Origin of the sequence: Macrococcus hajekii (genome assembly GCF_004359505.1) — a bacterium.
GTDB classification, from domain to species: Bacteria; Bacillota; Bacilli; order Staphylococcales; family Staphylococcaceae; genus Macrococcus; species Macrococcus hajekii.
Genome location: NZ_SCWE01000001.1, coordinates 456,593 through 482,618, shown reverse-complemented (window position 1 = coordinate 482,618; position 26,026 = coordinate 456,593). Strand labels below are relative to the sequence as shown.

General features: G+C 42.2%; 28 protein-coding genes. 2 read left to right on the top strand and 26 right to left on the bottom strand.

All coding sequences use genetic code 11. The features are described from left to right. Positions 1–3 precede the first annotated feature (3 nt). On the top strand, positions 4–2,433 hold the full coding sequence (locus tag ERX37_RS02665; protein ID WP_133429094.1) for a transglycosylase domain-containing protein: 2,430 nt from the start codon (positions 4–6) through the stop codon (positions 2,431–2,433). 42 nt (positions 2,434–2,475) lie between these two features. Here the strand turns inward: ERX37_RS02665 and ERX37_RS02660 are convergent, their stop codons facing one another. Genes ERX37_RS02660 through ERX37_RS02610 form a run of 11 tightly spaced genes read right to left on the bottom strand, consistent with a single transcriptional unit; the run spans position 2,476 to position 13,197 of the window. Continuing rightward, positions 2,476–2,799, bottom strand: a complete 324-nt coding sequence (locus tag ERX37_RS02660; RefSeq protein ID WP_133429093.1) for a YpoC family protein — start codon at positions 2,797–2,799, stop codon at positions 2,476–2,478. Further along, the gene (gene nth / locus ERX37_RS02655; protein ID WP_133429092.1) at positions 2,789–3,448 is read right to left on the bottom strand and encodes an endonuclease III; all 660 of its coding nucleotides are present in this window, start codon (positions 3,446–3,448) and stop codon (positions 2,789–2,791) included. The genes ERX37_RS02660 and nth overlap by 11 nt, the downstream gene beginning before the upstream one ends. Then, the gene (locus ERX37_RS02650; protein ID WP_133429091.1) at positions 3,438–4,094 is read right to left on the bottom strand and encodes a DnaD domain-containing protein; all 657 of its coding nucleotides are present in this window, start codon (positions 4,092–4,094) and stop codon (positions 3,438–3,440) included. Before ERX37_RS02650 ends, nth begins: the two co-directional genes overlap by 11 nt. Positions 4,095–4,139: 45 nt before the next feature. Beyond that, complete coding sequence (asnS, locus tag ERX37_RS02645; protein ID WP_133429090.1) at positions 4,140–5,438, bottom strand: asparagine--tRNA ligase; 1,299 nt, start codon at positions 5,436–5,438, stop codon at positions 4,140–4,142. Continuing rightward, a complete protein-coding gene (locus ERX37_RS02640; protein WP_133429089.1) occupies positions 5,438–6,622 on the bottom strand; it encodes a pyridoxal phosphate-dependent aminotransferase in 1,185 nt (394 codons plus the stop codon). Before ERX37_RS02640 ends, asnS begins: the two co-directional genes overlap by 1 nt. Before the next feature lie 59 nt (positions 6,623–6,681). Further along, positions 6,682–9,270, bottom strand: a complete 2,589-nt coding sequence (locus ERX37_RS02635) for a helicase C-terminal domain-containing protein (protein ID WP_165981949.1) — start codon at positions 9,268–9,270, stop codon at positions 6,682–6,684. A 10-nt stretch (positions 9,271–9,280) separates the two neighbouring features. Further along, entirely contained in the window at positions 9,281–10,252 is a 972-nt protein-coding gene (locus ERX37_RS02630; RefSeq protein WP_133429087.1) for a biotin--[acetyl-CoA-carboxylase] ligase, read from the bottom strand. Then, positions 10,239–11,387, bottom strand: coding sequence for a CCA tRNA nucleotidyltransferase (locus ERX37_RS02625; RefSeq protein ID WP_165981948.1), 1,149 nt, complete (start codon positions 11,385–11,387; stop codon positions 10,239–10,241). Before ERX37_RS02625 ends, ERX37_RS02630 begins: the two co-directional genes overlap by 14 nt. Next, a complete protein-coding gene (gene bshA / locus ERX37_RS02620) occupies positions 11,380–12,501 on the bottom strand; it encodes an N-acetyl-alpha-D-glucosaminyl L-malate synthase BshA (protein WP_133429085.1) in 1,122 nt (373 codons plus the stop codon). The genes ERX37_RS02625 and bshA overlap by 8 nt, the downstream gene beginning before the upstream one ends. Further along, positions 12,498–12,875: a methylglyoxal synthase gene (gene mgsA / locus ERX37_RS02615; RefSeq protein ID WP_133429084.1), complete on the bottom strand. Its 378-nt coding sequence runs from the start codon at positions 12,873–12,875 to the stop codon at positions 12,498–12,500. The genes bshA and mgsA overlap by 4 nt, the downstream gene beginning before the upstream one ends. Position 12,876: 1 nt before the next feature. Next, positions 12,877–13,197 carry a nucleotide pyrophosphohydrolase gene (locus ERX37_RS02610; RefSeq protein ID WP_133429083.1) on the bottom strand — a complete coding sequence of 107 codons (321 nt, stop codon included), beginning with the start codon at positions 13,195–13,197 and terminating at the stop codon, positions 12,877–12,879. A gap of 61 nt (positions 13,198–13,258) precedes the next feature. Between ERX37_RS02610 and ERX37_RS02605 the strand changes: the two genes are divergently transcribed. Continuing rightward, positions 13,259–14,134 (top strand): YitT family protein, encoded by an 876-nt coding sequence (locus tag ERX37_RS02605; RefSeq protein WP_133429082.1) that lies wholly within the window; start codon positions 13,259–13,261, stop codon positions 14,132–14,134. Positions 14,135–14,175: 41 nt separating this feature from the next. On the opposite strand, the gene ERX37_RS02600 is transcribed toward ERX37_RS02605, so the two are convergent. The 15 genes from ERX37_RS02600 to ERX37_RS02530 all read right to left on the bottom strand — a co-directional run bounded on the left by ERX37_RS02600 (position 14,176) and on the right by ERX37_RS02530 (position 25,988). Beyond that, positions 14,176–14,871, bottom strand: coding sequence for a zinc metallopeptidase (locus ERX37_RS02600; protein WP_133429081.1), 696 nt, complete (start codon positions 14,869–14,871; stop codon positions 14,176–14,178). Between the two features lie 39 nt (positions 14,872–14,910). Beyond that, positions 14,911–15,492: a DUF1405 domain-containing protein gene (locus tag ERX37_RS02595; RefSeq protein WP_133429080.1), complete on the bottom strand. Its 582-nt coding sequence runs from the start codon at positions 15,490–15,492 to the stop codon at positions 14,911–14,913. A gap of 50 nt (positions 15,493–15,542) precedes the next feature. After that, positions 15,543–16,331, bottom strand: coding sequence for a menaquinol-cytochrome c reductase cytochrome b/c subunit (locus tag ERX37_RS02590; protein WP_133429079.1), 789 nt, complete (start codon positions 16,329–16,331; stop codon positions 15,543–15,545). A 27-nt stretch (positions 16,332–16,358) separates the two neighbouring features. Next, positions 16,359–17,033 carry a menaquinol-cytochrome c reductase cytochrome b subunit gene (gene qcrB, locus ERX37_RS02585; protein WP_133429078.1) on the bottom strand — a complete coding sequence of 225 codons (675 nt, stop codon included), beginning with the start codon at positions 17,031–17,033 and terminating at the stop codon, positions 16,359–16,361. Positions 17,034–17,046: 13 nt separating this feature from the next. Further along, positions 17,047–17,550, bottom strand: coding sequence for a QcrA and Rieske domain-containing protein (locus ERX37_RS02580; protein ID WP_133429077.1), 504 nt, complete (start codon positions 17,548–17,550; stop codon positions 17,047–17,049). A gap of 116 nt (positions 17,551–17,666) precedes the next feature. Next, positions 17,667–18,095: a DUF2487 family protein gene (locus ERX37_RS02575; RefSeq protein WP_133429076.1), complete on the bottom strand. Its 429-nt coding sequence runs from the start codon at positions 18,093–18,095 to the stop codon at positions 17,667–17,669. Between the two features lies 1 nt (position 18,096). Further along, entirely contained in the window at positions 18,097–18,594 is a 498-nt protein-coding gene (locus ERX37_RS02570) for a YpiB family protein (protein WP_133429075.1), read from the bottom strand. Continuing rightward, positions 18,584–19,795, bottom strand: a complete 1,212-nt coding sequence (locus ERX37_RS02565) for a tetratricopeptide repeat protein (protein WP_133429074.1) — start codon at positions 19,793–19,795, stop codon at positions 18,584–18,586. The genes ERX37_RS02570 and ERX37_RS02565 overlap by 11 nt, the downstream gene beginning before the upstream one ends. Further along, positions 19,796–21,076: a 3-phosphoshikimate 1-carboxyvinyltransferase gene (gene aroA, locus ERX37_RS02560; protein WP_133429073.1), complete on the bottom strand. Its 1,281-nt coding sequence runs from the start codon at positions 21,074–21,076 to the stop codon at positions 19,796–19,798. Beyond that, positions 21,066–22,091, bottom strand: coding sequence for a 3-dehydroquinate synthase (locus tag ERX37_RS02555; RefSeq protein ID WP_133429072.1), 1,026 nt, complete (start codon positions 22,089–22,091; stop codon positions 21,066–21,068). Before ERX37_RS02555 ends, aroA begins: the two co-directional genes overlap by 11 nt. After that, entirely contained in the window at positions 22,091–23,251 is a 1,161-nt protein-coding gene (gene aroC / locus ERX37_RS02550) for a chorismate synthase (RefSeq protein ID WP_133429658.1), read from the bottom strand. The genes ERX37_RS02555 and aroC overlap by 1 nt, the downstream gene beginning before the upstream one ends. 80 nt (positions 23,252–23,331) lie before the next feature. Then, positions 23,332–23,778 (bottom strand): nucleoside-diphosphate kinase, encoded by a 447-nt coding sequence (ndk, locus tag ERX37_RS02545; RefSeq protein WP_133429071.1) that lies wholly within the window; start codon positions 23,776–23,778, stop codon positions 23,332–23,334. Between the two features lie 70 nt (positions 23,779–23,848). Continuing rightward, a complete protein-coding gene (gene hexs-b / locus ERX37_RS02540; RefSeq protein ID WP_133429070.1) occupies positions 23,849–24,787 on the bottom strand; it encodes a hexaprenyl-diphosphate synthase large subunit in 939 nt (312 codons plus the stop codon). Positions 24,788–24,800: 13 nt separating this feature from the next. Next, positions 24,801–25,526, bottom strand: coding sequence for a demethylmenaquinone methyltransferase (locus ERX37_RS02535; protein WP_373282941.1), 726 nt, complete (start codon positions 25,524–25,526; stop codon positions 24,801–24,803). Positions 25,527–25,538: 12 nt separating this feature from the next. After that, complete coding sequence (locus ERX37_RS02530; protein WP_133429069.1) at positions 25,539–25,988, bottom strand: hypothetical protein; 450 nt, start codon at positions 25,986–25,988, stop codon at positions 25,539–25,541. Positions 25,989–26,026: the final 38 nt, after the last annotated feature.

The following is a 26,026-nucleotide window of genomic DNA, read 5'->3' as shown; positions in this document are numbered from 1 at the left end:
TGAATGGCAACAAAAAGAAAAGGTAAGCGCAATACGAAGAAGACGTTTCTCCAGATTATAGGGGGACTCGTTATTGCATTCGCGGTTTTGATGGTACTCGCAATTGGTACGTTTATTTATTATGCATGGAAGGCCCCTTCATTCAATGAAGCAAGTCTGCGTGACCAGCTACCGACTAAAATATATGATAAGAATAATGAATTAGCGACTGTGCTCTATATGGGACAGCGACGTGAAGAAGTCAAATTTGAAGATATACCTGATCAGATGAGAAATGCTGTTCTTGCGACAGAAGATAATCGCTTCTACGAGCATGGTGCTCTTGACTTTAAACGTTTATCAGGCGCTGTTATCAAGAATATTACAGGCGGTTTTGGTTCACAAGGTGCATCAACATTGACGCAGCAGGTAGTTAAACGTTCATTTCTGACAGATAAGAAGTCGATTGAACGTAAAGCTCAGGAAGCTTATCTCTCTTATCGTCTTGAACAGGAATATTCAAAAAACGATATTTTTGAAATGTATATGAATAAAATCTACTACTCAGATGGTGTATATGGTATCAAAACAGCAGCCCATTACTACTTCAATAAAGATCTGAACAACCTGACACTTGCAGAATCAGCTTATTTAGCAGGTTTACCACAAGTGCCGAATACTTATAATATTTATGATAATCCGGAAGCTGCTGAAAAACGTAAAGATACCGTCCTCTATTTAATGAATCGTCATAATCGCATCACTAAGGAACAGATGGAAGAGGCTCAAAATGAGGACTTGTCAGCCAATCTTGTCCCTCGTACAGCAGCAGAACGTCAAAACATTGACGAGAATGACCCCGTTTATGCCTCTTATATCAATGTCATCAAAAAAGAAATTATGACCCATAAAGAATTTAAAGGTCAGTCCCTTAATGATGTGCTGACAAGTGGACTGAAAGTTTATACGAACATGGACAAAAATGTTCAGCAGGACCTTCAGAATAATGTGGATAATTTAAGCGTCTATAAAAATAAAGACCAGCAGGCAGCAGCCACTATTCTGGATACACAGACGGGCGGACTTGTCGCTATTTCAGGAGGTAGAAATTATCAGGATATCGTCGACCGAAACCTGGCCACAGATCCTCACGCAGTCGGCTCAATTATTAAGCCTTTTCTTAGTTATGGTCCGATCATTCAGGATCTTAAATATCCTACCCATACACTGATTCAGGACGAACAGGTACTGAATATTAATGGTAATGAGTTCCGTAACTATGACACGCAGAGTCATGGCATGGTGACGATGCGTGAAGCTTTACGCAAGAGTTATAATGTCCCCGCCCTCAAGTTATTTGAAGAAGAAAAGAAACAAGTAGGTCCGGATGCCCCTTACAATTTTGCAAAGAAAGTGAATCTGAACTATGAATCAAGCGATTTAGGACCAGCTGAAGCGCTTGGTGGCGGAGCCTCTGAATTTTCAACTGTCCAGATGGCAGCTGCCTTCTCTGCATTTGGTAATGGCGGAACGTACAATCAGGTACAGAGTATACGTAAAGTAGTCACTCGTGATGATGAAACGATTAAATTTGAACATAGTTCCCATAAAGCAATGGAAGACTATACCGCTTATATGGTTACAGACATATTAAAAGATGTCTTTACTTATAATGGTACAGCTCCTTATATGATACCTGCGGGGCTTAATGCAGCCGGTAAAACAGGTACGGCAACATATGCAGATGAAACATATCAGAAATATCAGCTTCCAAGTGATGCTGCTAAAGATGTCTGGATTGCAGGTTATTCACCGCAATATACGATGACTGTATGGATGGGCTTCACAAGTACAAAACCTTATGGTGAAAATTCATTTGTAGGGCATGTCGAGCAGGCATTACCTCAGTCATTATTTAAAACAGTGATGACTGATATCAGTCCGATAGACGGTCAGGATTTTGAAAAACCTGATTCTGTTATAGAAGTCGGCAATGAATTACAAGTGAACAGTAGTGCTCCACCTAAAAAATCAACCATCACATCATCAGAAGTTAAAACAGAAGCTGCAGGTACCCGTGTACCTGCAGCCTCTGTTACAAATGAGACTGTTGCTGAGCCAGAAACATTTGAAATGGCTCCAACAGAACGTCCTTTTACAGAACGAGCAACAATTGAAACAGAAGAAACAGCTGAACCAGTCACAGAACGACCAGCTACGCCTGCACCGACGACTGAAGTCTCTACAACTGAGCGGGCGACAACTGAACTACCTGCGACTGCAGCGCCAACAACTGAGCCGCCTACGACTGCAGCACCGACAACCGAGCCGCCTACGACTGCAGCACCGACAACCGAGCCGCCTACTATAGCGGCACCGAAAACTGAACTACCAACAACTGCAGCACCCGCTTCTTCTCCTGAAGCGAAACCCGCACCAAGTAGCGAAGGTTAATCAAAAGGGATTAAGACAAATTGTCTTAATCCCTTTTTTGAATTATTTTTTTCTGCTATCTCTGATTTTTTTGACTGCTGCTAATTTTTTGATCTCTTCCCGCAATGTCTTCATCTGCTGATAACGCATAAAATGAAAATTATTAGCCGATATAAATTCAAGTCTTTCTGCCATATTAAGCGGCTTATAAGTCAGATGCTCGACAGAATCACTGACCGGTTGCTCATTCATCTCGAAAAGCATCTCTACGAGTGCAGAGCGGTAGTCTTCAATCAGCTTCAGACCTTCTTCCCCGTGAAGAGATTTAGTGTCTGCTAATCGTTCCAGCTGTTCTTCGAGATTTACAAAAAAAGCATCATTCTGCATCGACAATGACCTTCTTTCTTTTCTGTCCTTCCCTACAATCATCAAGCAATGGGCAGACATTACATTTTGGATTTTTAGCCGTACAATGATATCTGCCGAAGAAAATCAGCTGATGATGAGTCTGTGTCCATCGTTCTTCCGGCACAATCCGGCATAATGTGGTCTCCACTTCTGTCACATTATCTTTCCAGCGACAAATGCCGAGTCTTTTGGAAACCCGCTCAACATGCGTGTCAACAGCAAGTGCCGGCACACCGAACGCCACAGACACCACAACGTTTGCTGTCTTTCTGCCTACACCTGGCAGCTTCACAAGCTCACTATGTTCTTCAGGTACTTTGCCGTCATACTCATCTATCAACAGGCGGCAAAGGGCCTGAATATTCTTTGCTTTATTCCTATAGAGACCAATCGAGCGAATATCCTCCATCAACTCTTCGACAGATACACTCAAGTAATCTGCCGGTGTATGGTATTTTTCAAATAATGAGCGCGTCACGCGGTTAACCGTTGCATCTGTACATTGAGCTGACAGCAGCACTGCAATAGTCAGATCAAACGGATTTCTATGGTTCAGCTCACATTCAGCATCCGGAAACATCTCATCAATCACATCAAGCATCTCTAATGTCTTCTTTTTACTTAACATATGGATTATCTCCATTCACCCAGTCAAATACCGGGAAGTTTTCTATCGTTTTTGTCATCTTTTTAGTCGTCTTAAAATCATTGCTGACTGTCTTTGAATCATCAATCGTCTTCACATGGCGTTTCTGCCAGTTGAGTAAAATACGATCGATGTATTTAAAGCTCAGTTTATCATGCGACACCGCTTCATCAAGTGCCGCCTGTATAATTTCAACAGAGTGTCTGTCACTATCCAGCCAGTGACTTAAAGTCTGCATCTCGATAGGTGTCAGTGGCCTGGAAAAAGCCACTTCAAAGCGCTCGAATAACGCATTGAAGTTCATCTCTTTATCCACTGGCTGCACTTCTTTTAGAGTCTGTAACCGGTCATCTAAGGGCTCCAGTGAAAGTCGCTCACTATATTGATGATTGGATTGATCGACATGAATGGCAATCAATCCTTTCTGGATCAGACCTTGTATTTGAGCTGCGACCTGCTCGTGTGTTAAAGTCATTCCACTCGCCAGCGCTTCAAAGCTCGGCATTTCCTGATGATGATAATCAATCAGCTTAATAAGCGTCACAAGCTCTGTTTCATTGATATTCAGCAAGGGATAATCTGTGATAAGCCGTTTCGGTATCGACAGATGTTGATTAATAAGTTGCATATGTTCACCTACAAGAAGACGCTAACAAAGTTAGCGTCTGTTTTTTTATGGGTATAATCTATTTAATAATCTCGGGAAGGGACTTGTCTCACGCACATGTTCAACACCAGAGATCCATGCGACTGTACGTTCCAGTCCAAGACCGAAACCAGCATGCGGCACACTGCCGTACTTACGAAGATCAGTGTAATAACTATATGCTGCTGGATCCAGTTCATGTTCAGCAAGTCGTTGTTCCAGTAATTTCAAGTCATTGATACGCTCTGAACCACCGATGATCTCACCGTAACCTTCAGGCGCGATTAAGTCAGCACATTTCACCGTGCCTTCTTCTTCTTCATTTGGCTGCATATAAAACGGCTTGATTTTTGTCGGATAATTGACAATAAAGACCGGTAAATCGAAATGATTCGCAATGGCCGTCTCATGTGGTGCACCGAAATCGTCACCCCACTCGATATCATCAAAATCCATCTCTTTTAACATCTTAACTGCTTCAGTATAGGTGATACGCGGGAAAGGTGCTTTCACCTTCTCAAGTTTTTCTGTATCACGACCGAGTAATTTCAGGTCAAGCTTACAGTTTTTAAGTACTGACTGCACGATATAGCTGACATACTCTTCCTGTACTTTCAAACTATCATCATGCTCATAAAATGCCATCTCAGGCTCAATCATCCAGAATTCAATCAAGTGACGACGTGTCTTAGATTTTTCAGCACGGAATGTAGGTCCGAATGAGAAAACTTTACCGTGTGCCATAGCAGCCGCTTCCATATAAAGCTGACCACTTTGAGAAAGGAATGCATCTTCCTCGAAATATTTAGTATGGAAGAGTTCGCTCGTTCCTTCAGGCGCGCTGCCTGTTAAGATAGGTGGATCAATCTTAGTGAAGCCCTCTTTATTAAAGAACTCATACGTTGCACGGATAATTTCATTTCTGATTTTCATCACCGCATGCTGACGCTTAGAACGTAACCATAAATGGCGGTGATCCATCAGGAAATCCGTACCATGTGCTTTAGGCGTAATGGGATAATCTACTGCTTCGTGAATGATTTCAAGGTCAGTGACTTCCATCTCATAACCAAAGTCTGAACGTTCGTCTTCTTTAATCACACCTGTGATATAGAGTGAAGTTTCCTGTGTGATACCTTTTGCGACTTTAAACAAGTCTTCTCCGATATCTTCTTTAACGACGACTGCCTGCATAAAACCTGTTCCGTCACGCAGCTGTAAGAAAGCGATCTTACCGCTTGAACGTTTATTTAAAATCCATGCACCGAGCGTCACTGTCTGACCGACGAAATCGGCTGCCTGATTAATTGTTATTTTATCTGCCATTATGCTCTCTCCATTCTATCAGTTACAAATTGTTTGATTCTTTTGATGGCCTCTGTCATTGATTCTAAATCTGTCGCATATGAAAGTCTGATATTATCAGGTGAACCGAAACTTGAACCTGGTACAGCTGCTACCAGCACTTCTTCCAGAAGCTGTTCGACCAGTTCATCCGCTGAATTCAGTCCACATAGCTTCACTGTCTCCTTCACATTCGGATAAAGATAGAAGGCACCTTTAGGCTTGATACAGCTGATACCCGGAATCTCCATTAAAAGAGGATAAATGGTATCGAGACGTGATTTGAACGTCGCGTTCATCTCCTTCAGGAAAGTCTGATCACCTTCATACGCTTCAATCGCTGCCCACTGCGAAGGTGTAGTCGGATTACTTGTTGAATGACTCGCTAAATCTGTCATCGCTTTAATTATTTTTTGATCCCCTGCTGCATAGCCAATACGCCATCCTGTCATTGAATGACTTTTAGACACGCCATTAATGACGACTGTCAATGCTTTAATTGCATCACCTAGTGTCGCAATGCTGATATGTTTTCCGTCATAGACGAGCGTCTCATAAATTTCATCAGAAACCACAATGATATTGTTTTTAACCGCCCAGTCAGCCACTTCCTGCAGTTCATCTTCTGAATATAGAGCGCCTGTCGGATTACTCGGCGTATTAAGAATCAGTGCTTTTGTGCGCGCTGTTTTAACTGTATCCAGCTTAGCCGCCGTCACTTTAAATGCTGTCGCTTCGTCCGTCTCCACATAGACCGGCTCTCCGCCTGCCAGTTTAACTTGTTCAGGATAGCTAACCCAGTATGGAATCGGGATGATGACTTCATCTCCTTCGTCCAGTATAGACTGAAAGAGGTTATAAAGGGCATGTTTTGCGCCTGATGCAACCATTATTTCATTTAATTGATAGTGCAGCCCATCGCGTTCAAGTTTTGATTGAATAGCCTGCTTTAACTGCGGCAGTCCGCCCGCAGGTGTATATTTTGTCTTGCCGGCCTCAACTGCTCTGAATGCTGCCTGAATGATATTGCCAGGGGTATTAAAATCAGGTTCGCCTGCTGCGAGACCAATGACATCCTGACCACTTGCCTTAAGTTCATTTGCTTTTGCCGTTATAGCTAAAGTAGAAGAAGGCGTTAATTTCTGTACTCGTTGAGATAATTCCATATCTACAGCTCCTTAAACATGATACTTTCAGTTTACCAAATAAACATCAACAATTTAAATCATTTATGAGTTTGTCCGCTCTTTTTATGCACAAGACTTAAAAAATCATCTAAATTGCCTCTTCTGATATCATACTTTGACAATACACTCTTAAACATTGACTGATAGCTCGCTTCAGCAATCCGTCTGTCCATACAGAGAATAATGCCCTGATCTTCTTCACGTCTAATCAATCGCCCCGCAGCCTGCCTTACTTTTGTCGCTGCATAAGGAAGCTGGTAATCGTTGAAACTGTCTTTCAGCTCGTCTTTCATCAGCAGTATGCGTCTATCACTTGGATGAATGAATGGAATAGTGACAATCATGACACATTTATAGTGATCAGACTGGTAATCCAGTCCTTCATAGAAGCTCTGTGTGCCGAGCAGGACAGCTGAATCCAGTTGATTGAACTGATTCAGTAGTTTATGTGCATTCGACTGAGGCGTCTGAGTAATAACCGTCGTCTCTGTCACATCCTGCAGATAACTTTCCACTTCAGCAGTCATCTGATAATTATTGAAAAGAACCATCATTTTTTTATGTTCAGCAGCTACATAGCTGCTGATATATAATGCGACCTGCTCGATATAGGCCGCATGATCCTGATAGTTAAATAGCGGCACATCATCTGGAATGAAAAATGTGACTTTATCCTGTCTGTCCATCGGATTAAAAATCATCATATCATGACTGGCGTGACCTAATAATGGTGTCAGATGAGCGAGAGACTGATTGAGGACAAGCGAACCAGATAACAGAACGGTGGAGTCAAAATGTCTGAACAGCTGCTCGCTGATAATATCATTCAGTTTCTTATCTTTAATATAAAGCGTGACAGCTGTATAATTGCGTCCCGACTCAGCAAAGACCAGCTTGTTATGAGTGACAGCACTTGCAATCTGCTGATAAATCTGACGCACAAAATTAACTTCTCTTTTTGCCATTCTGTTCAGCTGCAGTTCATCTATCATCTCTTTAAATAAAGTCATTAAAGCAAGCAGTTCATTCAATATCCCCTGTTCGTTAAATGGCACAAAGGGCTGATCAGTCTGCACATGAAGTGCCTGAAAAAACTGTTCATTCAGTTGTTCCACCTGCTGTATGATACTCTTCAGTTCAAAGTGTGAAACGCTGAGCTCACTTAAGCTGCGTTTTGCAGCATTGATTTCATGGTAAGCACTGAAGACAATACCATCTTCTTTAGATAGCTGTGACAAATGATATTTGACCGTCTGATAGTTCCATGACGAATAAGTGTGCTCCAGTGCCGCTTCCTGCAACTGATGCCCTTCATCGATAACAAGGTGACTGAAATGTCCAGGGAAACCTTCCTTACCTGAATGCAGCAGATGAGAGTGATTAGTTACCCCAATGATCGCCGCATTCACTTGACGAATGTCCTGATAAAGATAAGTATCCTGCCGTCCCTTATAAAGATTGCGCATCAGTTCAAGATAAATTTTACGCCCTCCGTTAATGTTCAGCTGGCTGATATCTCCAGATTGACCTGATACAAGGAAGATGAGGAGCTGCATTTTAAGGAGTAGAATATCATGATTTTCCTTGTCGTCGTCCAGAATAAATTTAACGAATTCAACAGAAATATAATTCCTTTTACTTTTCAGAAGCATCATCGGCAGCTTTTTACCGATTGCTTTTTCTATCAGATGGGCATCAGCATTTATCAATTGCTGCTGCAATGCCTTCGTAGCCGTAGTAATCAATATATTATCCTCGTGGTGTGCAAGATAATAACTCGCAGCGACGAGGTAGCTCAGTGATTTACCGCTGCCTACTTCCGCTTCTATCAGCTGCAGTCCATCATCCACCATGGTCTGATAAATATGTTCAGTCAGATAAAGCTGTTCCTGCCGGTAATTCAGCTGATTCACTGCGATGACTTTGTCATAGAACTCGCTAAGAGACTCATTGATGGTCAATGGTTCGGCATTCAATGTAGCAGGTCGATAATAAAGTCCCTTCAGATGCGGTAAATCTGTCGTACCAGTATGGCCGGCAATAATCGGAAACAGCAGCTGATCGATATCATATTTCATTCTTTTAGCCAGATGAAACAGTTGTATCAATGTCTCCTTCGGCAGCGACTTTAACTTCATAACGGCAAGACACATCAATTCAGCCGTGGCCTCAGCATCAGCGATAGCACTGTGGGCATCTACTAGTTCAACACCTCTAGCCTGCGACAGAATGCTCAACTGATAGCTTTCTGCTTCAGGATAAACAATCTTGAACAAATCAACCGTATCAATACAAAAAGGCGGCTTAAAATCAATCCCTGCTTTATCGAACAGTGCCGTCAGGAAAGTCAGATCAAAATTAATATTATGTGCAACAAAGACCTTGTTCCTAAGCATCGCTAATATATCCGGCATTACTTCTCTGAACGTCGGCGCATCTCTTATTATGTCATCACTGATGCCGGTCAGAGCCTCAATAAAAGGAGAAATGGACTGCTCAGTGTATATATAACTATCGTACCGGTCAACGATTGTCATGTCTTCCATTACTACGATACCAATCTGTATGATATCATCCACCGCAATGTTATTTCCGGTTGTTTCTATATCCACTACTGCATATTGCATAATCTTCCTCCTAAATCTCGATGTCAGCACTGATGAAGTGATGGATGCTGCCTGCTTCATCCCGCACAACCAGTCGCCCATCATCCAGAATATCAACTGCCTGGCCGGTGACTTTTCTGGTCCCTTCTGTGTATTGAAGTGATCGATTCCATATATTTGAATACATTTTATATTCAGCTTTAATATCACTGAAATCATGTGTCAGGAATTGTTGATAAGCATGCTCAATCTCACTCAGCAGGCTATCCAAAAAGGCATAGCGGTCAACCGTCTCTCCTGTCATCTCTTTAATACTCGTTGCTTTGTGCTGAAGTTCTGCTGGAAAGTCCGCCTGCTGATGATTAAGGTTAATCCCTATCCCGCAGATGATCTGCTGAATGGCATTTGCATGACCACTGATTTCCGTCAGAAATCCACAGCATTTATAGTCGTTGATATAAATATCATTCGGCCATTTTACTTCAGCCTTCGCTCCACTTACTGAGCGAATCGTTCTGGCAACAGCGAGAGAAATAAAGAGATTGAATGTCGTGATTTTATACAACGGGATTTCGTCACTGAAGACAAGCGACATCCAGAGACCTTTATCGCCCTGTGAATCCCACTGGCGATTAAATCGCCCTTTTCCTGCCGTCTGCACTTCACTGATGACAATAAATGGCCGGTCATTATCCAGCACCTTCTCCTTGGCTACTGCCTGCGTTGAAGTCACTTCCTTAAAGACATATTGCTGTTTGAAGTAAGCGGACTGTCTCGTAACGAGCTGAATAATATCAGCATCCCATTCAGCAGGATAACTTTTCAGTTTGTGACCTTTATTTTGAATCGAGTCAATGATAAATCCTTGCTGCTTCATTTGTTCGATTGTTTTCCACACAGCGGTCCTGCTGATCATCAGCTGTTCTGCTATTTTCTGTCCAGATAAATACTGATGCTGATTGTGATGTAAAAGTTCGACTATCTGACTTCTATATTTCGACATGCTGTTCCACCCATTCCAGTATAGTGTCACGGTCATTATGCAGACGTCCTGTCACCACTGCTTGCTCTATATCGGCAAGTGCATATTTCAGCCAGGGACCAGGCTTAACATCAAGATGCGATATCAATGCATGACCATCCACTACTAGAGACTGTCTATTATAGATGGGTAAGCTCTGATAGATCGCAGTGACATCACTGTCACTACCTACAACTGCCCGACATGACTCAATTAATGACAGCGGATATTTAAAGACCAGCATTTTAAGTGTATCACTGTCTGGCTGATGACTCAGTATCTTCATTATAGTGACTGCGTTTTTAATTGTTTTGATGCTATCATTTGAGAGTTTAAGTGATTTAATCTCATGATCATCACACGCCGCTGTAAAGAGGTGGTAGGCGATATAAACTTCAAGAGAAACAGGACGCTCAGGCTGAAAAAGCGATGAACATGTCCTGAATAGCGGAATATGACGCATCAGTCCACATGTTGCCAGCGACTGTATGCCTGCTGCTGGATTCAGTCCCTGCAGCAGCTTCGTAAACTCAGTGATGATTCTTTCTATAGCTACATGCTGAATGAGTGAAGCATTGTTTTTCATTGCTTCATAAGTTACATCTTCAATCTGAAAATCCAGTACGCTTTGAAAACGAGCAGCACGAATCATACGCAGGGCATCTTCTGCAAATCGATCGTCTGCCACACCCACTGCTCTTATTAGGCGACGGTTGATATCCTCTCTGCCACCGACATAATCCACTACATGCATAGATTCATCGAGCGCCATTGCATTGATTGTGAAGTCACGTCTGATCAAATCTTCTTTAAGATTTTTAACAAAAATAACGTGATCAGGCCGTCTATGGTCTATGTAATCTCCGTCCACTCTGAACGTCGTCACTTCAAACGTCTCATCCATGATCACCATGATCGTTCCATGCTCTTTGCCGATCGGTACAGTTCGCTCAAAAAGAGCTTCTACCTCATCCGGCAGTGCACTTGTTGTAATATCAATATCATTGAGGGTCAGATCCAGTAGATAATTACGTACTGCACCGCCCACGATATAAGCTTCATGCCCCGCATCATTCAGACGTTCTAGGACAGGCAATGCAGTCTTCAATTTATCCATTGACCAGTTCCTGATAGATGGCTTCATATTGATCCGTGATGGATCGCGATGAAAAACGATTTTGAATATCAGCCATCATATTCTGCTGCAGCTGATGATAATAGTCGTCATCTGTCAATAGACGCTGTGCATAAGCGGCTGCCTGTTCCGTATCGCCCACTTCCACTAGGAGACCTGTCTCCTCATGTCTGATGACTTCACCGATACCGCCTGCACGTGTTCCGATACAGACCACACCACAGTTCATCGCTTCAAGAAGAACTAAACCAAAACTCTCTTTCTCAGATAACAACAAGAACAGATCAGACATCTGATAGAAGTTTGCCACCTGTTCCTGCTTACCGACAAACATGACATCGTCACTTATATTCAGTTTTACGGCAAGTCGTCTCATTTTCGACAGCTCCGGACCATCACCGATTAACAGCAGCTTGACTTTAATCTGTTCACGTACCCTCTTAAATGTATAGAGAATATCCTGTATACGTTTTACTTTGCGGAAGTTGGAGACATGAGAAATCACCTTATAATCCTCAGGAATACCGTAGGACTGCTTTAATGCCTGATTATTATTCGGCACAAAGTCTTTTTCATTGATAAAGTTATAAACAGTGCGAAGATCCTTTTTCGGTGCAATGAGTGACATCGTATCATCAGTAAGTGCATCACTGACACTTGTGACAATATCACTTTCTTCAATACCAAAGCGAATAGCACTGCGCAGTGTGGAATCATAACCCAGTACGGTAATATCAGTGCCGTGCAGCGTCGTCACAATCTTTACGTCTTTACGGGCAATCTGACGGCCCAGTATCCCGCAGATTGCATGAGGTACTGCGTAATGCATATGTAGAACATCTAAATCATAATCATTGATGACTTCAGCAATTTTAGTCGCCAGTGTAATATCATAAGGGGGATACTGGAATACTGCATATTGATTTACATCTACTTGATGAATGGTAATATTCGGACGGTGAAACTGTATTCTAAACGGTGTATTTGATGTAATAAAATGAACATCGTGCCCTCTTTCAGCCATCTGAATGCCGAGCTCAGTCGCAATAATGCCGGATCCTCCCATTGTCGGATAACAAGTAATGCCTATTTTCATAAGTGTCCGCCTCCTTCAAAATAATGGATTACTGCGAGTGCCGTCCCTTCATTTGTCGCGAGCGGTACATCATAAACATCTGATAATCTCAGCAGAGCAGATACATCAGGTTCATGCGGTTGCGCAGTCAGTGGATCTCTGAAAAAGAAAATAGCATCCACTTCCTTGTTCGCGACCAGAGCCCCTATTTCCTGGTCACCACCAAGAGGACCTGATTTATAGCGATGAACGGTCAGTCCCGTCTCACTTGATATACGCTGACCAGTCGTGCCAGTCGCAACCAATGTGTGTTTACTGAACTCCTCTAAATGAGTCTGTATAAATTTAACAAGTGCTTCTTTTTTCTGGTCATGTGCGATAACAGCAAACTTCATCTCATGACTTCCTTTCAAAGCGGTTATAATCGCGTTTATTGAATTTCTCCATCGTCTCATTAAAACTATCCGTCAGATCGATATCCATCGAATTCGCCAGACAGAGAAGAACAAATAAATTATCAGCAAGTTCAAGACCGATATCTTTTTCCTTTTCACTCAGCTTCTTCTGCTTCGGACCATAGACATGGTTAATTTCACGCGCAAGCTCCCCTACTTCTTCTGTCAGACGGACCATATTTTCCATAGGTGTAAAATAACCAGCCTTAAAGCCTGATATATATTCGTCAACTTGCTGCTGCATTTCTTTTAATGTCGTCATAGTAACTCCTATTGCCTCCGATGATTATTTCATTATAAGATGAAAGATGGGGGTGGTAAATTTGAATATTAAGTTAAAGATCAGTAATATCTTCATGATTTTGCTGGGAAGTATTATTTTTAGTTTTGGTATTATTAATTTTAATATGGCATATCATTTAACAGAAGGTGGGTTCACCGGCATTGCTTTAATATTATATCATTTATTTGGTCTGAGCCCTGCTCTAATGAATCTGATTTTTAACATTCCACTGTTTATAATCGGCTATCGTTTCCTGGGCAGAACTTCATTTCTGTATACATTGATAGGTTCATTGAGCGCATCTTTTTTTCTCTTCGTCTTTGAATTATTCCCGGTCAATTTTGCACTGAATAAAGAAGACCTATTTCTTGTCGCACTGCTCGCGGGTGTCATGATCGGGCTTGGACTAGGTATTATTTTAAGAGCTGGAGGAACAACAGGTGGCGTCGATATATTCGCTCGCGTGACAAAGAAATATTTTAACTGGCCGATGGGGCGAGTCATTTTTATTTTTGACTGCATCGTGCTCGTTATCACCTATTTAGCACTAGGCGATATCCGTATTACACTTTATACCTTTATCTGTGTCTACGTGGGTGGAAAAATTATCGATATTGTTCAGGATGCCGGCTATACAGCTCGTGGTGCCTTGATCATCTCAGAACACTATCAGACCATCGGGGATGAAATCAATACGGTACTTGAACGAGGAGTCACACAGATTGCTGCGCGTGGTCATTATTCAAGTGTAAATCGACCGATGCTCTACTGCGTGGTGCCTAAAAATGAGATTACAAGACTCAGACAGCTGATTCATGCCATCGATCCGCATGCCTTTATTTCAATGCTTGAGGTCCATGAAGTCCATGGTGAAGGTTTTACACTCGATGAAAATAAACAGTTGATTGAATCCTGATATACAAAAAAACCACTCATAGCAATGAGTGGTTTTAAAATTTAATCGCTGCTTCTCGCCAGCATAAAGAATCGCAGGAACTCTGCAACCGCAACGGCTGTCGCTGCCACATAAGTCATAGCTGCTGCTGATAAAACTGATTTAGCATGGCGATATTCCTGTGCATCCACCATCTGTAACTTCTGAATCTGATTCATTGCTCGTTTACTCGCATCAAATTCTACCGGTAAAGTCACAATGGAGAACAGAACGGCGAAGAACATTAGGAAAACGCCTGCCCAGATGGCAAGACTTCCTAGTCCGCCACCAGAAGATGAGATACCTGTCAGTACAGCCCCAATCATGATCAGAAGGTAACTGAATGACGTACCTAAATTGGCAAGTGGCAACAGGCTTGAACGAACTTTAAGAAAACCGTAATCTGTTGCATGCTGAATCGCATGACCCACCTCATGTGCTGCGATAGCTGTCGCTGCCACACTCGGCTGACGATAGTTAGAAGGGCTCAGTACTACACGTTTTGTACGTGGATCATAATGATCAGAAAGGAAACCCTCTCCTTCTAAAACCTGCACATCATAAATGCCATTTGCAGCTAAAATTTCTTCAGCTACTTGTTTGCCTGTCTTACCAGATGTCGACCTTACTTTAGAATATTTGTTATAAGTTGATTTAACCTTGTACTGGAAGTACATCGGTATCAGCATAATAATGACGAAATAAATAATATAGCTCATTAAATCCCTCCTTATTTCTATTTTATTAAGATGGTCAGACTAAGTCAAATATTTATGATCAATAAAGCAATACCATAGCATCACGACTGGTATCACAGTCAGCCAGAATGCAAAGTAACCAATATGACGAATATACTGACTCAGCATACTATAAACCGGATATTGCATATAGACATAGTCAACGACATCATTATGAAATACCCAGATGAGTGTCGCTAAAATATGCCACTTCTTTATCTTGAAAAAAGGTAGAAACAGTAAAGCTTCTATTGCCATTATGCCATGAGATATGCATAGCATAAGTCCTATTTCTGTCACTTCTCCAAGTTCGATAAAGGCGAAGATATTCATAGCGACAGCCCATACTCCGTACTTAATTAGCGTAACAAAAGCGAGTGCCTCAAACAATCCGCTATGGCGGCCTAAAAGAATATATATAAGCGCAATCACTAAAAAGAGACTGGCAGTCGGACTATCAGGCACAAAAGGCATGAAATACCACTGCGTTTCTTTAAGCTGACCTAAATACCAGTAATAGCCGTAAAGCGTGCCTAATAGATTACTGATGATTAAAAAGATGAGCACATATTTATTGCTAAGCCAGAAATAGAGCTGCTGCATAGCGTTCCTCCTATAAAAAAAGAGTCATCTAAAAGATGACTCCTTGTCGTTTATTTCTTTAAAGGTTTACCGTTCTCATCCGTCAGTTCAAGATTAGCAACATATTCAGAAACTTGCTTGATCTGTTCTTTAGAGAGAGTATCTTTAAATGATGGCATTTTACCTGCACCATTTTCAACGAAAGCTTGAACCGCTGCCGGTTGCAGATTAGGTTCAACTAGGTTTGGACCTGCACCACCCGTTAACTCACCACCATGACAGCTTGTACAGTTTGACTTGATGATATCTGTGTAGACAGGATCACTCTTATCTAAGTTAGAGAAAGTGATTGCACCTTGAGCACGTTGTTTTTCCCAGTCATGATAATGACCTGATTCCCATGTTGTATAGAACAGAATAGCCACTGTCAGTAACATCATACCCGTTGCTACTGGACGTTTGTACCATAAACGGTGACGACTAGTATCCAGCCATGGTGCTAACAGCAGGGCACCAAAAGCGATACCAGGCAGTACGATAGCTCCAAACGTATTGAATGGACCTGAAGCATACGTATATTTCAGAATCTGATACAGGAATAAGAAGTACCAGTCTGGAAGAGGTGTATAACCTGTATCTGATGGATCAGCCACACGTTCAAGAGGCGCAGGATGTGCAACAGTCAAGCATAGAAATGCTATCAAGAAGACTGCACCTGTCATCCACTCTTTAAGTAAGAAGTCAGGCCAGAAACTTTCTGTTTTACCTGGAAATTCTGAATAATCTCTATTTAATTTGGCTTTCTTGTATTGTTTAATACGAGAGTCACCGACAAATGTCATACCTTTACCGCGATGCATCAATCATTACCTCCTTTTTTATTCGGTTTATAGTGGACCAGAAATACCTTGTTTACGAATCATGATAAAGTGAGCCGCTAGTAACGCGAATAAACATGCAGGTAAGAAGAATACATGAATCGCGAAGAAACGAGTTAACGTCTGTGCGCCGACAATCTGTGCATCACCGGCAAGCAGTGTTTTAACCCAGCCACCGATAAATGGAACTGATTCAGCAATCTGAAGACCAACCTTCGTACCGAATAAAGCTTTCATATCCCATGGCAGTAAGTAACCTGTGAAACTCAATCCGACCATGATGATAAAGATTAATACGCCGACAACCCAGTTCAGTTCGCGAGGCTGCTTATATGAGCCTGTAAAGAAAACACGCAGCGTATGCAGGAACATCATGACGACGACAATACTGGCACCCCAGTGGTGCATACCACGAACGATTACACCTGCTGCTACATCGTGTTGCAGATAGTAAACAGATTTCCAGGCATTCACAATATCGGGCACATAATACATTGTTAGGAACATACCTGATAAAACTTGAATTACTGTAATGAAAAATGTAAGTCCACCGAAACAATAGACGAATGCTGAAAAGTGATAAGCAGGGTTGACATGCTCAGGCACCTCATGATCCGCAATATCGCGCCAGATGGGTGTAACATCAAGTCGATCATCGACCCAATCATAGATTTTTTCGATCATTTAATTACCCTCCTTATTTCGCTAATTCATTCGGATGTTTTTTACCGATTGTCAGCATGCCGCCTTTTTCACCGGTTTCATACTGATCAAGTGGTGCAAGTGGTGGCGTACCTGGAATGTTCTTACCATTCTTCTCATAAAGACCATTGTGGCATGGACAGAAGAATTTATTAGGATTTCCAGCGTCACCGTTCCAGTTGACTGTACAACCTAAATGCTTACACGTAGGTGAAAGAGCTACGATATTGCTGCCATCTTTATAGACCCATGCAAATTCCGTTACTTCACTTACATACCAGCCATCTTTCTGTTCGAACTTAAAGTCAACTTTCGTCGGCTCTTCAGTAATCTCTGAAACTTTAACACTTGTTGTAATCATATTTCCAGCTGCTCCACCTTTGAAGACTGGATCCAGCGCAAATCGACCTAATGGTAATGCGATACCAGCAGCCATAAATGATCCAACTCCCATCAGGGAATAGTTTAGAAATTGGCGTCTAGTGACACGTTGGCTCATTTAATTTTCCCCCCTCTAATGCTTTGTTAATACAAAAATATACTAGGACATATCAATTTTAGCCTAATAAATTAGGATGGTCAATAAAATGTCGAAAATATGTCATTAAAAATTAATTACTTATTCCACATTGAAATGATGGTTCTCATCAGTTCTTTGACCTGTGGTTCAATCAGCTCTTCCCGCATATCTATATCCATCGCCTCAAGCGGAAAAGTATTCACTTTTACATGATGTTCCTGCGTCTCAAATCGACTTGCAGCCGACGTGATAAAAAGGATATTCTTCATGCCGTAACTTTTCAGCTGTTCGCCGATTACAAGCGGTAATGTATAATCCTCCTGCACCTGTACGGCAGGTGCAAGGAGAACACGACCTTTAAACTGATTTTCGACAGTTAATGTCATCATTTGAATGATCTCGTAACTGTCAACAATATTCATCAGCTGCTGACGGTAATCGACATCTATTACTGGTATGATTGCTGTATCTATATATTCAAGTTGATGCTTAATATCTTTTAAATCGCGATGATTGAATAACATGCTAGTCCTCCTCAAGTTTATTCAGTAAAGTGGTGTAGTAGATGAAATCTTGTCGTTCATTCATCATAAGAGATAAATCAATTCTCGTTTCAATTACAGACTGGAGCTGCGATTTAAGCTGAGGTTCCAGCACGATTTCGTCAGGTAATGCTCGTCTATCCATCTGATTGAGCAGCCATTCATATTCTCTCATACTCTGTATTCTGGCATCATTGAATGTCGTATAGAAATAGAAGGGCTCATCAATTTCATTGAGTACATTAAAGATGACATCAGCTTCAGTCAGAATCAGGTCATCATATTTAAAAAGAAGCTTAAAATTATCTGTCAGCGTGATGCCTTTTGTCGTCGTAACGGCAGATGTAAAACGACAGTACTGCAATGCTGAATGGTCCTTCAGGTAATTTAATATCCATACCGTCTCTTTATTATCTATATCATAATGATACAGTATATACTTGAGGATACCCCGTCTCTGTTCAATTAAATCAGTGACCATACGGTTCAAAATTCGGATCCCATTTAATAAGGTCCGCCTCCACTTGCGTAGCGTCCTGCCCTATTTCAAGCAGATAGCTATAGTAGTCGTTCAGAAAATCAATGTTTTCATTGAGATCAAGATAGGCATCTGCATAAAAATGCTTCGCTTCTTTATCGCGTTCAAGCTGCTGATAGCTGTAGGCGAGTGACCATTTCAGGACAGGATCCATCTCTTCTTCCTCTATCAGTGAGAAAAGACGAATCATCTCTTCGTACTTTTCTTCTTCTTTATAATAATCAGCAAGCATCAGTGCAGCTTCCGTGTATGCAGGATCAATCGTTAAAGCCTGAATAAGAAGCTGTTCAGACTGCGGATCTTTCACTTTCAACATAACACGTCCTGTATCTACCATAAGTTCCTTGAAGAACTCATTGAGAATCAGTCCTTTTTTGCCCGCCAGTACAGCTTCCTCATAACGTCTTTCCGCTTCCAGCAGATTGACGAGAAGCAGATAAGCTTGAATGTAGTCTGGATCCCGTTCAAGTAAAACTGTCAGCTCTTTAATGGCATCAGGAAGATGATCATTTTTTTCAAGAGCGATGGCTTTCTTGAAGAAATCATCACTTGTCATCTCCTGTTCATCAATCTGCTGATAATAAGTCTCCGCTTCCTCATAACTACCAGACTGCAGCATACTGTCCGCAAGTCGACTCTTTAAGTTGATATGATTGATGACAGACTCACCTGCCGCTATCAGCTGTTCATAACGTCTCGCCGCTTCTAGATACTGTCCATCAAAATAAAGAAGTTCTGCAAGCGCAAAAGATACAATAAAATCATCTGCTGCTAACTCCTCGGCTAGTCGAAGTTTATCCAGTGCAACTTCAACCATATCCTGCTGCTGATAAAGATCTGCTTCCAGCAGCAGTCGCTCAGCTGTGAGTGGTGACTGATGCAATACTGTCAGAGCTTTATCCATATCATTCTCATCCATCAGCCCTTCGATATAATAGACGAGTAGTTCCTGCTCTGACGGATAAAGTGAATACAGCACTTCAAATACTTTTAAACCTTGTGGAACCAGCCCATACTGGTAGAGGGTCTCACCAAGTACAAAAAGACCTTCGTGGTCATCAGAACCGAGCGCACGTGTAACGTTCTCATCCAGATTTTCAATATGCTGCAGATGAATCTGATCAATCAGTTCATAAATATCCATTTATTTCACTCCTAAATACTTGAATTGTTCCATAAATCCTGGGAATGAGACATTAATACTGTCGAAGGCATCAATTTCAAGCTCACCTGCAAGTAAAGTGGCCACCGCAAGCATCATGCCCATTCGGTGATCACCGTAGCTACTTACCTTATCAGTGACACGCTTGCGACCTCCTTCAATCTCCATGCCATCATCGGTCGCTTTTATATTAAAGCCGATCTTAGATAATTCATTCACGACTGCATCAATTCGGTTTGTCTCTTTGACTTTTAACTCAGATGCATCTTTTATCATACTTTTTCCTTTTGCCTGCGTCATCAGTAACGCAATTACAGGAATTTCATCGATCAGACGTGGCACCAGTTCACCTTCGATAACAGCAGGTTTTAAATCTGGTGTATATCTTACACGGATAGTCGCCGTCGGTTCTCCTGACATCTGTCTCTCTGTAATTTCAATGTCAGCGCCCATATTTCCCAATACTTCAAGTATACCGTCACGCGTCGGATTGACGCCCACATTGTACAAAGTAAGGTCACTGTCTGGTGTCATCAATGCAGCCACTATCAGAAATGCAGCAGAAGAAATATCACCTGGCACATTAAAATTATGCGGCTTCATCTGATTGATGCCACCCGGCTTCAGCACAATCGCATCGCCCTGTTCAACTTCAACGCCATACATCGGCAGCATGGTCTCCGTATGATTGCGAGAAGTCATACTTTCACGTACAGTAACAGAAGCATCCGCTGAAAGACCTGCCAGCAGCACTGCTGATTTGACCTGCGCGCTGGCAACCGGCATATTATAATCAATGCCTGTTAAGTTTGAGGGTTCAATAATGAGAGGTGTTCTCGTATCGTTGTAGCTCCCTGAAATGCTGGCGTTCATCTGTCTGAGGGGCTCTATAATACGTTTCATCGGTCTTTTACCGATAGAATCATCTCCTGCCAGCACCGTTCGAAACGGCAGACCTGCTAACAGACCTGCCAAAAGACGAGTTGTTGTACCTGAATTACCGGTATAAAGAACTTGTGTCGGTTCAGTGAAGTGATGAAAGCCGGGCGAATCGATAATGATCTGTCCATCCGACACATCAATATGAACGCCTAACTGCCTGAAAATCTTAACTGTACTCAAACAATCCTCACCGAGAAGTGCACCCTTAATTGTCGAACGACCTGTGGCAATAGAACTGAACATAATGGCACGGTGCGTCATCGACTTATCGCCAGGGACAGAGGTCTCCCCTCGTAGGGGTCCATTTAACTTAACTTTCATAGTATCCTCCTAATATTTGAAAAGCTGCACGGAGTCTTTCTTCTGAAACTGCTTCAACCGCCACATGCTCTTTCAGCAGAATAAACTGTATATATTCTAAACTATTCTTTTTATCCTTTATCATCAACTGGTGATAGTCATCAAATGGACTGAGCTTGATATTTGGAAGTTCAAGCGCATCGAACCATGACAATAGAAAATCAGGCTGACGCCCTGACAGAATCGTGGCATATATCAATCCATGCATAACTGCTTGACCGTGCGGGATATGATGATGAAATTCCACCGCATGCCCCAATGTATGTCCCAGATTCAATGTTTTTCTGAGTCCTGCTTCATATTCATCAGCCTGTACGACATTCAGCTTCTGTCGCATGCCTCTGATCAGCCACATCTCTATTCTTTCTAAGCTCTTAAGACTATTTCTGTCCGGGAAGTCGGAGTGTAACGCAAGCAATGCTTCTTCACCCTCAAGCATCGCGTGCTTAATGATTTCACCGAATCCGCTCAATTTTTCTGAATAAGGTAATGTATAAAGAAAGTCAAGGTCATATAGTACTGCTTTCGGCCGTTTAAAAGCACCGATTAAATTTTTGCCACCGCACGCATTGATACCAACTTTACCGCCTATAGCTGAGTCATGAGCCAGAATAGTCGTCGGCACTTGAATAAAATCGACACCCCGAAGCAAAGTCGCTGCTATAAAACCAGCAAAATCACCCACACTGCCTCCACCGACAGCAATCACAACTGATTGTCTTGTGACCCCGTTATCAATAATCTGATTAATAACTTGGTCATACATAGATAAAGATTTCAGAGTTTCTCCTGCTGCTACCGGGTAAATATGTGCTTGACTGCATAAGAGTTGGAGACGCTCGCCGTGAAGTTTCAGTACAGTGTCATCAATAATGACTATCGCCTTGTCATACACAGAAAGGTCTAGTCGTCGCAATGCGCCATGTTCAACTATAACGCTGTAGTCATCCCGAGTATAATTCGTCTGAAGTTCCATCAATAATGCCTCACTCTATCACGGTGCGCTTTAACTTGTTCAATCAGCTGCTCCATATAATTTGACTGAAACTCTTCCAGCACTACTCTAGCCAGTTCAAAAGCTACTGCATGTTCACAGACAATAGAAGCGGCCGGTACTGCACAGTTGTCCGAGCGTTCAATGCTTGCCTGGTAACTTTCCTTCGTTTCGATATCAACAGACTGCAGGGGCTTATAAAGCGTAGGTATCGGTTTCATCACCGCATTGACTACGATTGGCATACCATTCGTCATACCGCCCTCCAGTCCACCGAGATGATTGGATAATCTGATATAACCTTCATCGTAGGCAATGGGATCCTGCACAGCACTGCCGGGCATATCCGCCATCTTGAAACCTTCACCAAATGATACGCCCTTGAAAGCATTGATGCTGACTACACTCTGCGCAATTCTGCCGTCAAGTTTACGATCATAGTGAACATAACTGCCGAGTCCTGCCGGAGCATTTAATACCGTTACTTCGACTTCACCACCGATGGAGTCCCCCGCCTTTTTCGCAGCGTCTATACTGTCACGTATTTGCTGTGCAATGGTGTCATCAATCACTCTGACATCATTCGCGTCATTCTTTTCGCGGATAGTTTCAACTGAATAAACACCGTTATCTTTTATGCCGCCGATAGATTTAACACGGCTGAAGATTTCTATATCCAGCTGATCAAGCAGAATCTTACATACCGCACCTACTGCAACACGTGCTGCTGTCTCACGTGCGCTTGAACGCTCTAGTACATTGCGAAGATCCCGGTGATTATACTTCATACCGCCGACAAGATCAGCATGACCGGGTCTAGGTTTAGTAATCACACGCTTCATATCTTCTTTAGCTGATTGTTCGATCGGTGCTGTACCCATAATATTCAGCCAGTGTTTATGGTCATCATTTCTGACGATCAAAGTTACAGGACTTCCAAGCGTATAGCCATGTCTGACACCCGACATGATTTCCACTGTATCTTTTTCAATCTGCATACGTCTGCCGCGTCCATATCCACCTTGACGTTTAAATAGTTCTTTTGTAATGGCTTCCGCCGTCAAATATAAACCTGCCGGCAATCCTTCGATAATGACGGTTAACTGTGGCCCATGAGACTCACCTGCTGTTAAAAATCTCAACATTCCTCTTCCTCTCCCGTAAATATCTCTATTTTAGCACAAAAAAAGCCGTGTCATCACTGACACGGCTTAACTTTATATTAATAAACCCAGCTTGAATTAACGAGTGAATAATCAATCAGTTCTTCTTTTTTGAACCATAGAGCGATTTCTTTTTCAGCTGATGCTACTGAATCTGAACCATGAATAATGTTTTTGCCGACTGTCATACCATAATCACCCCGGATTGTACCCGGTGCTGATTCTGCCGGATTCGTCTTCCCTACTAAAGTACGACCAACTTCTACTACATTTTCACCTTCAAGTACCATAGCAAATACAGGCCCTGAAGTGATGAAGTCAACCAGCTCTCCGAAGAATGGTCGCTCGCTATGCTCACCGTAATGTGTTTTTGCCAGTTCTTCTGAAACAGTCATCAGTTTGGCACCGACTATTTTCAGCCCCTTCTGTTCAATACGACTGACGATCGCACCAATCAGATTACGTCCTACCCCATCAGGTTTAATCATTAAAAAAGTTCTTTCCATCGTTTGTACCCACCTTTGTTTTTTATAAAACCAACCATAGTTTAACATTGAAAGCGATTACTTTCAATCGTCAATAAAACCTTTTTGTCATTTTAGTGAGTAAAGCTTCCATCTGCTGCCGCTCCAGACAGTCAGGTAATTGATCCAGGTGGAACGCCGCTTTATCGGCATAATGTCTACTGATCTGAGTTGCGCCTTCAATACCGAACTGCTGCACGCGCTCAATAAGCAGCTGAAAATAATCATCTGACTGCTTACTGCTCAGCTGGGACAACAGTTCCTGCGTATATTCATCCTGCTGCGCCGCACACATAACCGGCAATGTGATATGACCATTTCTAATATCACTGCCGACCGGCTTCCCCAGCACCTTCTCTGTACTCGTATAGTCCAGTATATCATCGATGATCTGATAACTCATACCCATGAAATGTCCGAATCTGCCCAGATGAAAGAGCTGTTCACTATCTGTCTCCGTACTCATCGCACCAAGTTTACAGCTCGCTTCAATCAGGACAGCCGTCTTCCGGTTAATACGACGCAGATAATCGGTGAATTTAACTTTCTGACTGAATCGGTCATCCAGCTGTTCAAATTCTCCGTAACATACCTCAAGAATGATTGATGAGAAATACTCGTGAAATAAAGGATTATCAATTACACTGATCAGATTGAGCGCTGCAGCAAGCAAATAATGGCCTGTCTGCACCGCTGTCTGGCCCTCCCACACTTCATGAATGGACGCTGTACCTCGCCTCTTAGAGCTATTATCGATATAGTCATCATGAACAAGACTTGCCATATGGACAATTTCCAGCGCTGCAGCGGTCTTAATAAGGTTCTGATGATTATTCTCACCAAAGCCGCCCGACAGTAAAACAAAATTAGGTCGTATGCGCTTGCCACCAGATGATAGAATATGAGCACTTGCCGTATTGATGGTTGATTCATCTCCACTGACAATCTCATTGATTATTTTTTCTACTTCTTTAATTTGCCCCTTTAACATTTACGACTCATCCTTATTCTGGTTTATAGGCCAGATGCATCGCACTGACACCGCCCGTGAATCCTTTAAATTCAATTTTTTTAAAACCTGCCGCTGCAAAGAGTTTTGCGAGTGCATAGCGGTCAGGAAAATGGAATGCTGATTGCTGCAGCCAGCTGTATTCATTCATTGATTTCGCAAATACCTTGCCGAACTGAGGCATAATGTATTTGAAATATAATTCATAGCCTTGTTTAAAGCCGGGCATATCAGGCTGACTTGTTTCAAGACATACTACCATACCGCCTGGCTTTAAGACGCGGTACATCTCTTCGATTGCTTTAGAATAATCCGGCACATTACGCAGACCAAAGCCGATGGTGACATAATCAAATGTATTGTCCTCGAATGGCAGTTCCATTGCATTGCCTAATATCAGCTCAATATTGTTAAAATCTTTTGTCTTCTGCTTACCGACTTCCAGCATATTTGCACTGAAATCCAGGCCGGTAACATGTCCAGATGGGCCGGCAGCTTTTGCAAGCTGTATCGTCCAGTCAGCAGTACCGCAGCACACATCGAGTGCTTTCGATCCTTTTTTTACATCCATACGTTTCATTACTTTTTTACGCCAGCGCTTATGCTGATTAAAGCTAATAATATCGTTCAATCTGTCATAGCGGGTTGATATATTTTCAAATACGCCGTGTACAAGTTCCGTTTTCTCTTCTTGTGTACGCGGCATTTCATTGTTAGTCATAGGGCACCTACTTCATTTAGTATAGAGTTCTGAGTGGCTGATGAGTGTTTGAACAGCTGGATGCGAAACTGGCAGAAAGGGTTTGATGAATGCAGCTTCAATATCAGGTATAAGGGACGCATCCTTCGATTGATCAAAAGATGATTTCAGCATATTGTACGTCATAACAGCAGCCGTTAACTGTGTAAAGAGCTGTTGATTATAACCTTCAGCATTATAGTGATAAAACTGAGCACTCAGCAGATCAGTCGCCAGCAGCACCGCTTCTTTATTGTTTTCTTTCACTTGACGTCCTAGTCGCATAGCTGAGTCAATCGCCAGAATACTTTTCTTGATATTATCCGGCACCGTCAACTGTTCAAGAATGCGGACGATATGTATGTTAGCCTCTGGACATCGATAGAGTGGATGACGCTTTTCAAGTCTTAAGTTGTCCGCTCTGTACTGTTCAAAAAAATCCATTCAAAAGCCTCCCAAACGTTATACTCCATTATAACTTA

Excerpts from the sequence above, each read along its gene's own strand:
- ERX37_RS02590 (WP_133429079.1), bottom strand. The coding sequence starts at position 16,331 with ATGCATCGCGGTAAAGGTATGACATTTGTCGGTGACTCTCGTATTAAA.
- nth (WP_133429092.1), bottom strand. The coding sequence starts at position 3,448 with ATGTTAAGTAAAAAGAAGACATTAGAGATGCTTGATGTGATTGATGAG.
- ERX37_RS02600 (WP_133429081.1), bottom strand. The coding sequence starts at position 14,871 with ATGAGCTATATTATTTATTTCGTCATTATTATGCTGATACCGATGTAC.
- ndk (WP_133429071.1), bottom strand. The coding sequence starts at position 23,778 with ATGGAAAGAACTTTTTTAATGATTAAACCTGATGGGGTAGGACGTAAT.
- asnS (WP_133429090.1), bottom strand. The coding sequence starts at position 5,438 with ATGGCAGATAAAATAACAATTAATCAGGCAGCCGATTTCGTCGGTCAG.
- ERX37_RS02610 (WP_133429083.1), bottom strand. The coding sequence starts at position 13,197 with ATGACGACATTAAAAGAAATGCAGCAGCAAGTTGACGAATATATATCA.
- ERX37_RS02630 (WP_133429087.1), bottom strand. The coding sequence starts at position 10,252 with ATGTCGAAATATAGAAGTCAGATAGTCGAACTTTTACATCACAATCAG.
- ERX37_RS02565 (WP_133429074.1), bottom strand. The coding sequence starts at position 19,795 with ATGGATATTTATGAACTGATTGATCAGATTCATCTGCAGCATATTGAA.
- ERX37_RS02660 (WP_133429093.1), bottom strand. The coding sequence starts at position 2,799 with ATGCAGAATGATGCTTTTTTTGTAAATCTCGAAGAACAGCTGGAACGA.
- ERX37_RS02555 (WP_133429072.1), bottom strand. The coding sequence starts at position 22,091 with ATGGAACTTCAGACGAATTATACTCGGGATGACTACAGCGTTATAGTT.
- ERX37_RS02635 (WP_165981949.1), bottom strand. The coding sequence starts at position 9,270 with ATGCAATATGCAGTAGTGGATATAGAAACAACCGGAAATAACATTGCG.
- ERX37_RS02595 (WP_133429080.1), bottom strand. The coding sequence starts at position 15,492 with ATGCAGCAGCTCTATTTCTGGCTTAGCAATAAATATGTGCTCATCTTT.
- ERX37_RS02625 (WP_165981948.1), bottom strand. The coding sequence starts at position 11,387 with ATGGATAAATTGAAGACTGCATTGCCTGTCCTAGAACGTCTGAATGAT.
- ERX37_RS02650 (WP_133429091.1), bottom strand. The coding sequence starts at position 4,094 with ATGCAACTTATTAATCAACATCTGTCGATACCGAAACGGCTTATCACA.
- mgsA (WP_133429084.1), bottom strand. The coding sequence starts at position 12,875 with ATGAAGTTTGCTGTTATCGCACATGACCAGAAAAAAGAAGCACTTGTT.
- bshA (WP_133429085.1), bottom strand. The coding sequence starts at position 12,501 with ATGAAAATAGGCATTACTTGTTATCCGACAATGGGAGGATCCGGCATT.
- ERX37_RS02580 (WP_133429077.1), bottom strand. The coding sequence starts at position 17,550 with ATGAGCCAACGTGTCACTAGACGCCAATTTCTAAACTATTCCCTGATG.
- aroA (WP_133429073.1), bottom strand. The coding sequence starts at position 21,076 with ATGAAAGTTAAGTTAAATGGACCCCTACGAGGGGAGACCTCTGTCCCT.
- ERX37_RS02640 (WP_133429089.1), bottom strand. The coding sequence starts at position 6,622 with ATGGAATTATCTCAACGAGTACAGAAATTAACGCCTTCTTCTACTTTA.
- hexs-b (WP_133429070.1), bottom strand. The coding sequence starts at position 24,787 with ATGTTAAAGGGGCAAATTAAAGAAGTAGAAAAAATAATCAATGAGATT.
- ERX37_RS02575 (WP_133429076.1), bottom strand. The coding sequence starts at position 18,095 with ATGTTATTCAATCATCGCGATTTAAAAGATATTAAGCATCAACTTGAA.
- ERX37_RS02665 (WP_133429094.1), top strand. The coding sequence starts at position 4 with ATGGCAACAAAAAGAAAAGGTAAGCGCAATACGAAGAAGACGTTTCTC.
- ERX37_RS02570 (WP_133429075.1), bottom strand. The coding sequence starts at position 18,594 with ATGGTCACTGATTTAATTGAACAGAGACGGGGTATCCTCAAGTATATA.
- ERX37_RS02530 (WP_133429069.1), bottom strand. The coding sequence starts at position 25,988 with ATGGATTTTTTTGAACAGTACAGAGCGGACAACTTAAGACTTGAAAAG.
- qcrB (WP_133429078.1), bottom strand. The coding sequence starts at position 17,033 with ATGATCGAAAAAATCTATGATTGGGTCGATGATCGACTTGATGTTACA.
- ERX37_RS02535 (WP_373282941.1), bottom strand. The coding sequence starts at position 25,526 with ATGACTAACAATGAAATGCCGCGTACACAAGAAGAGAAAACGGAACTT.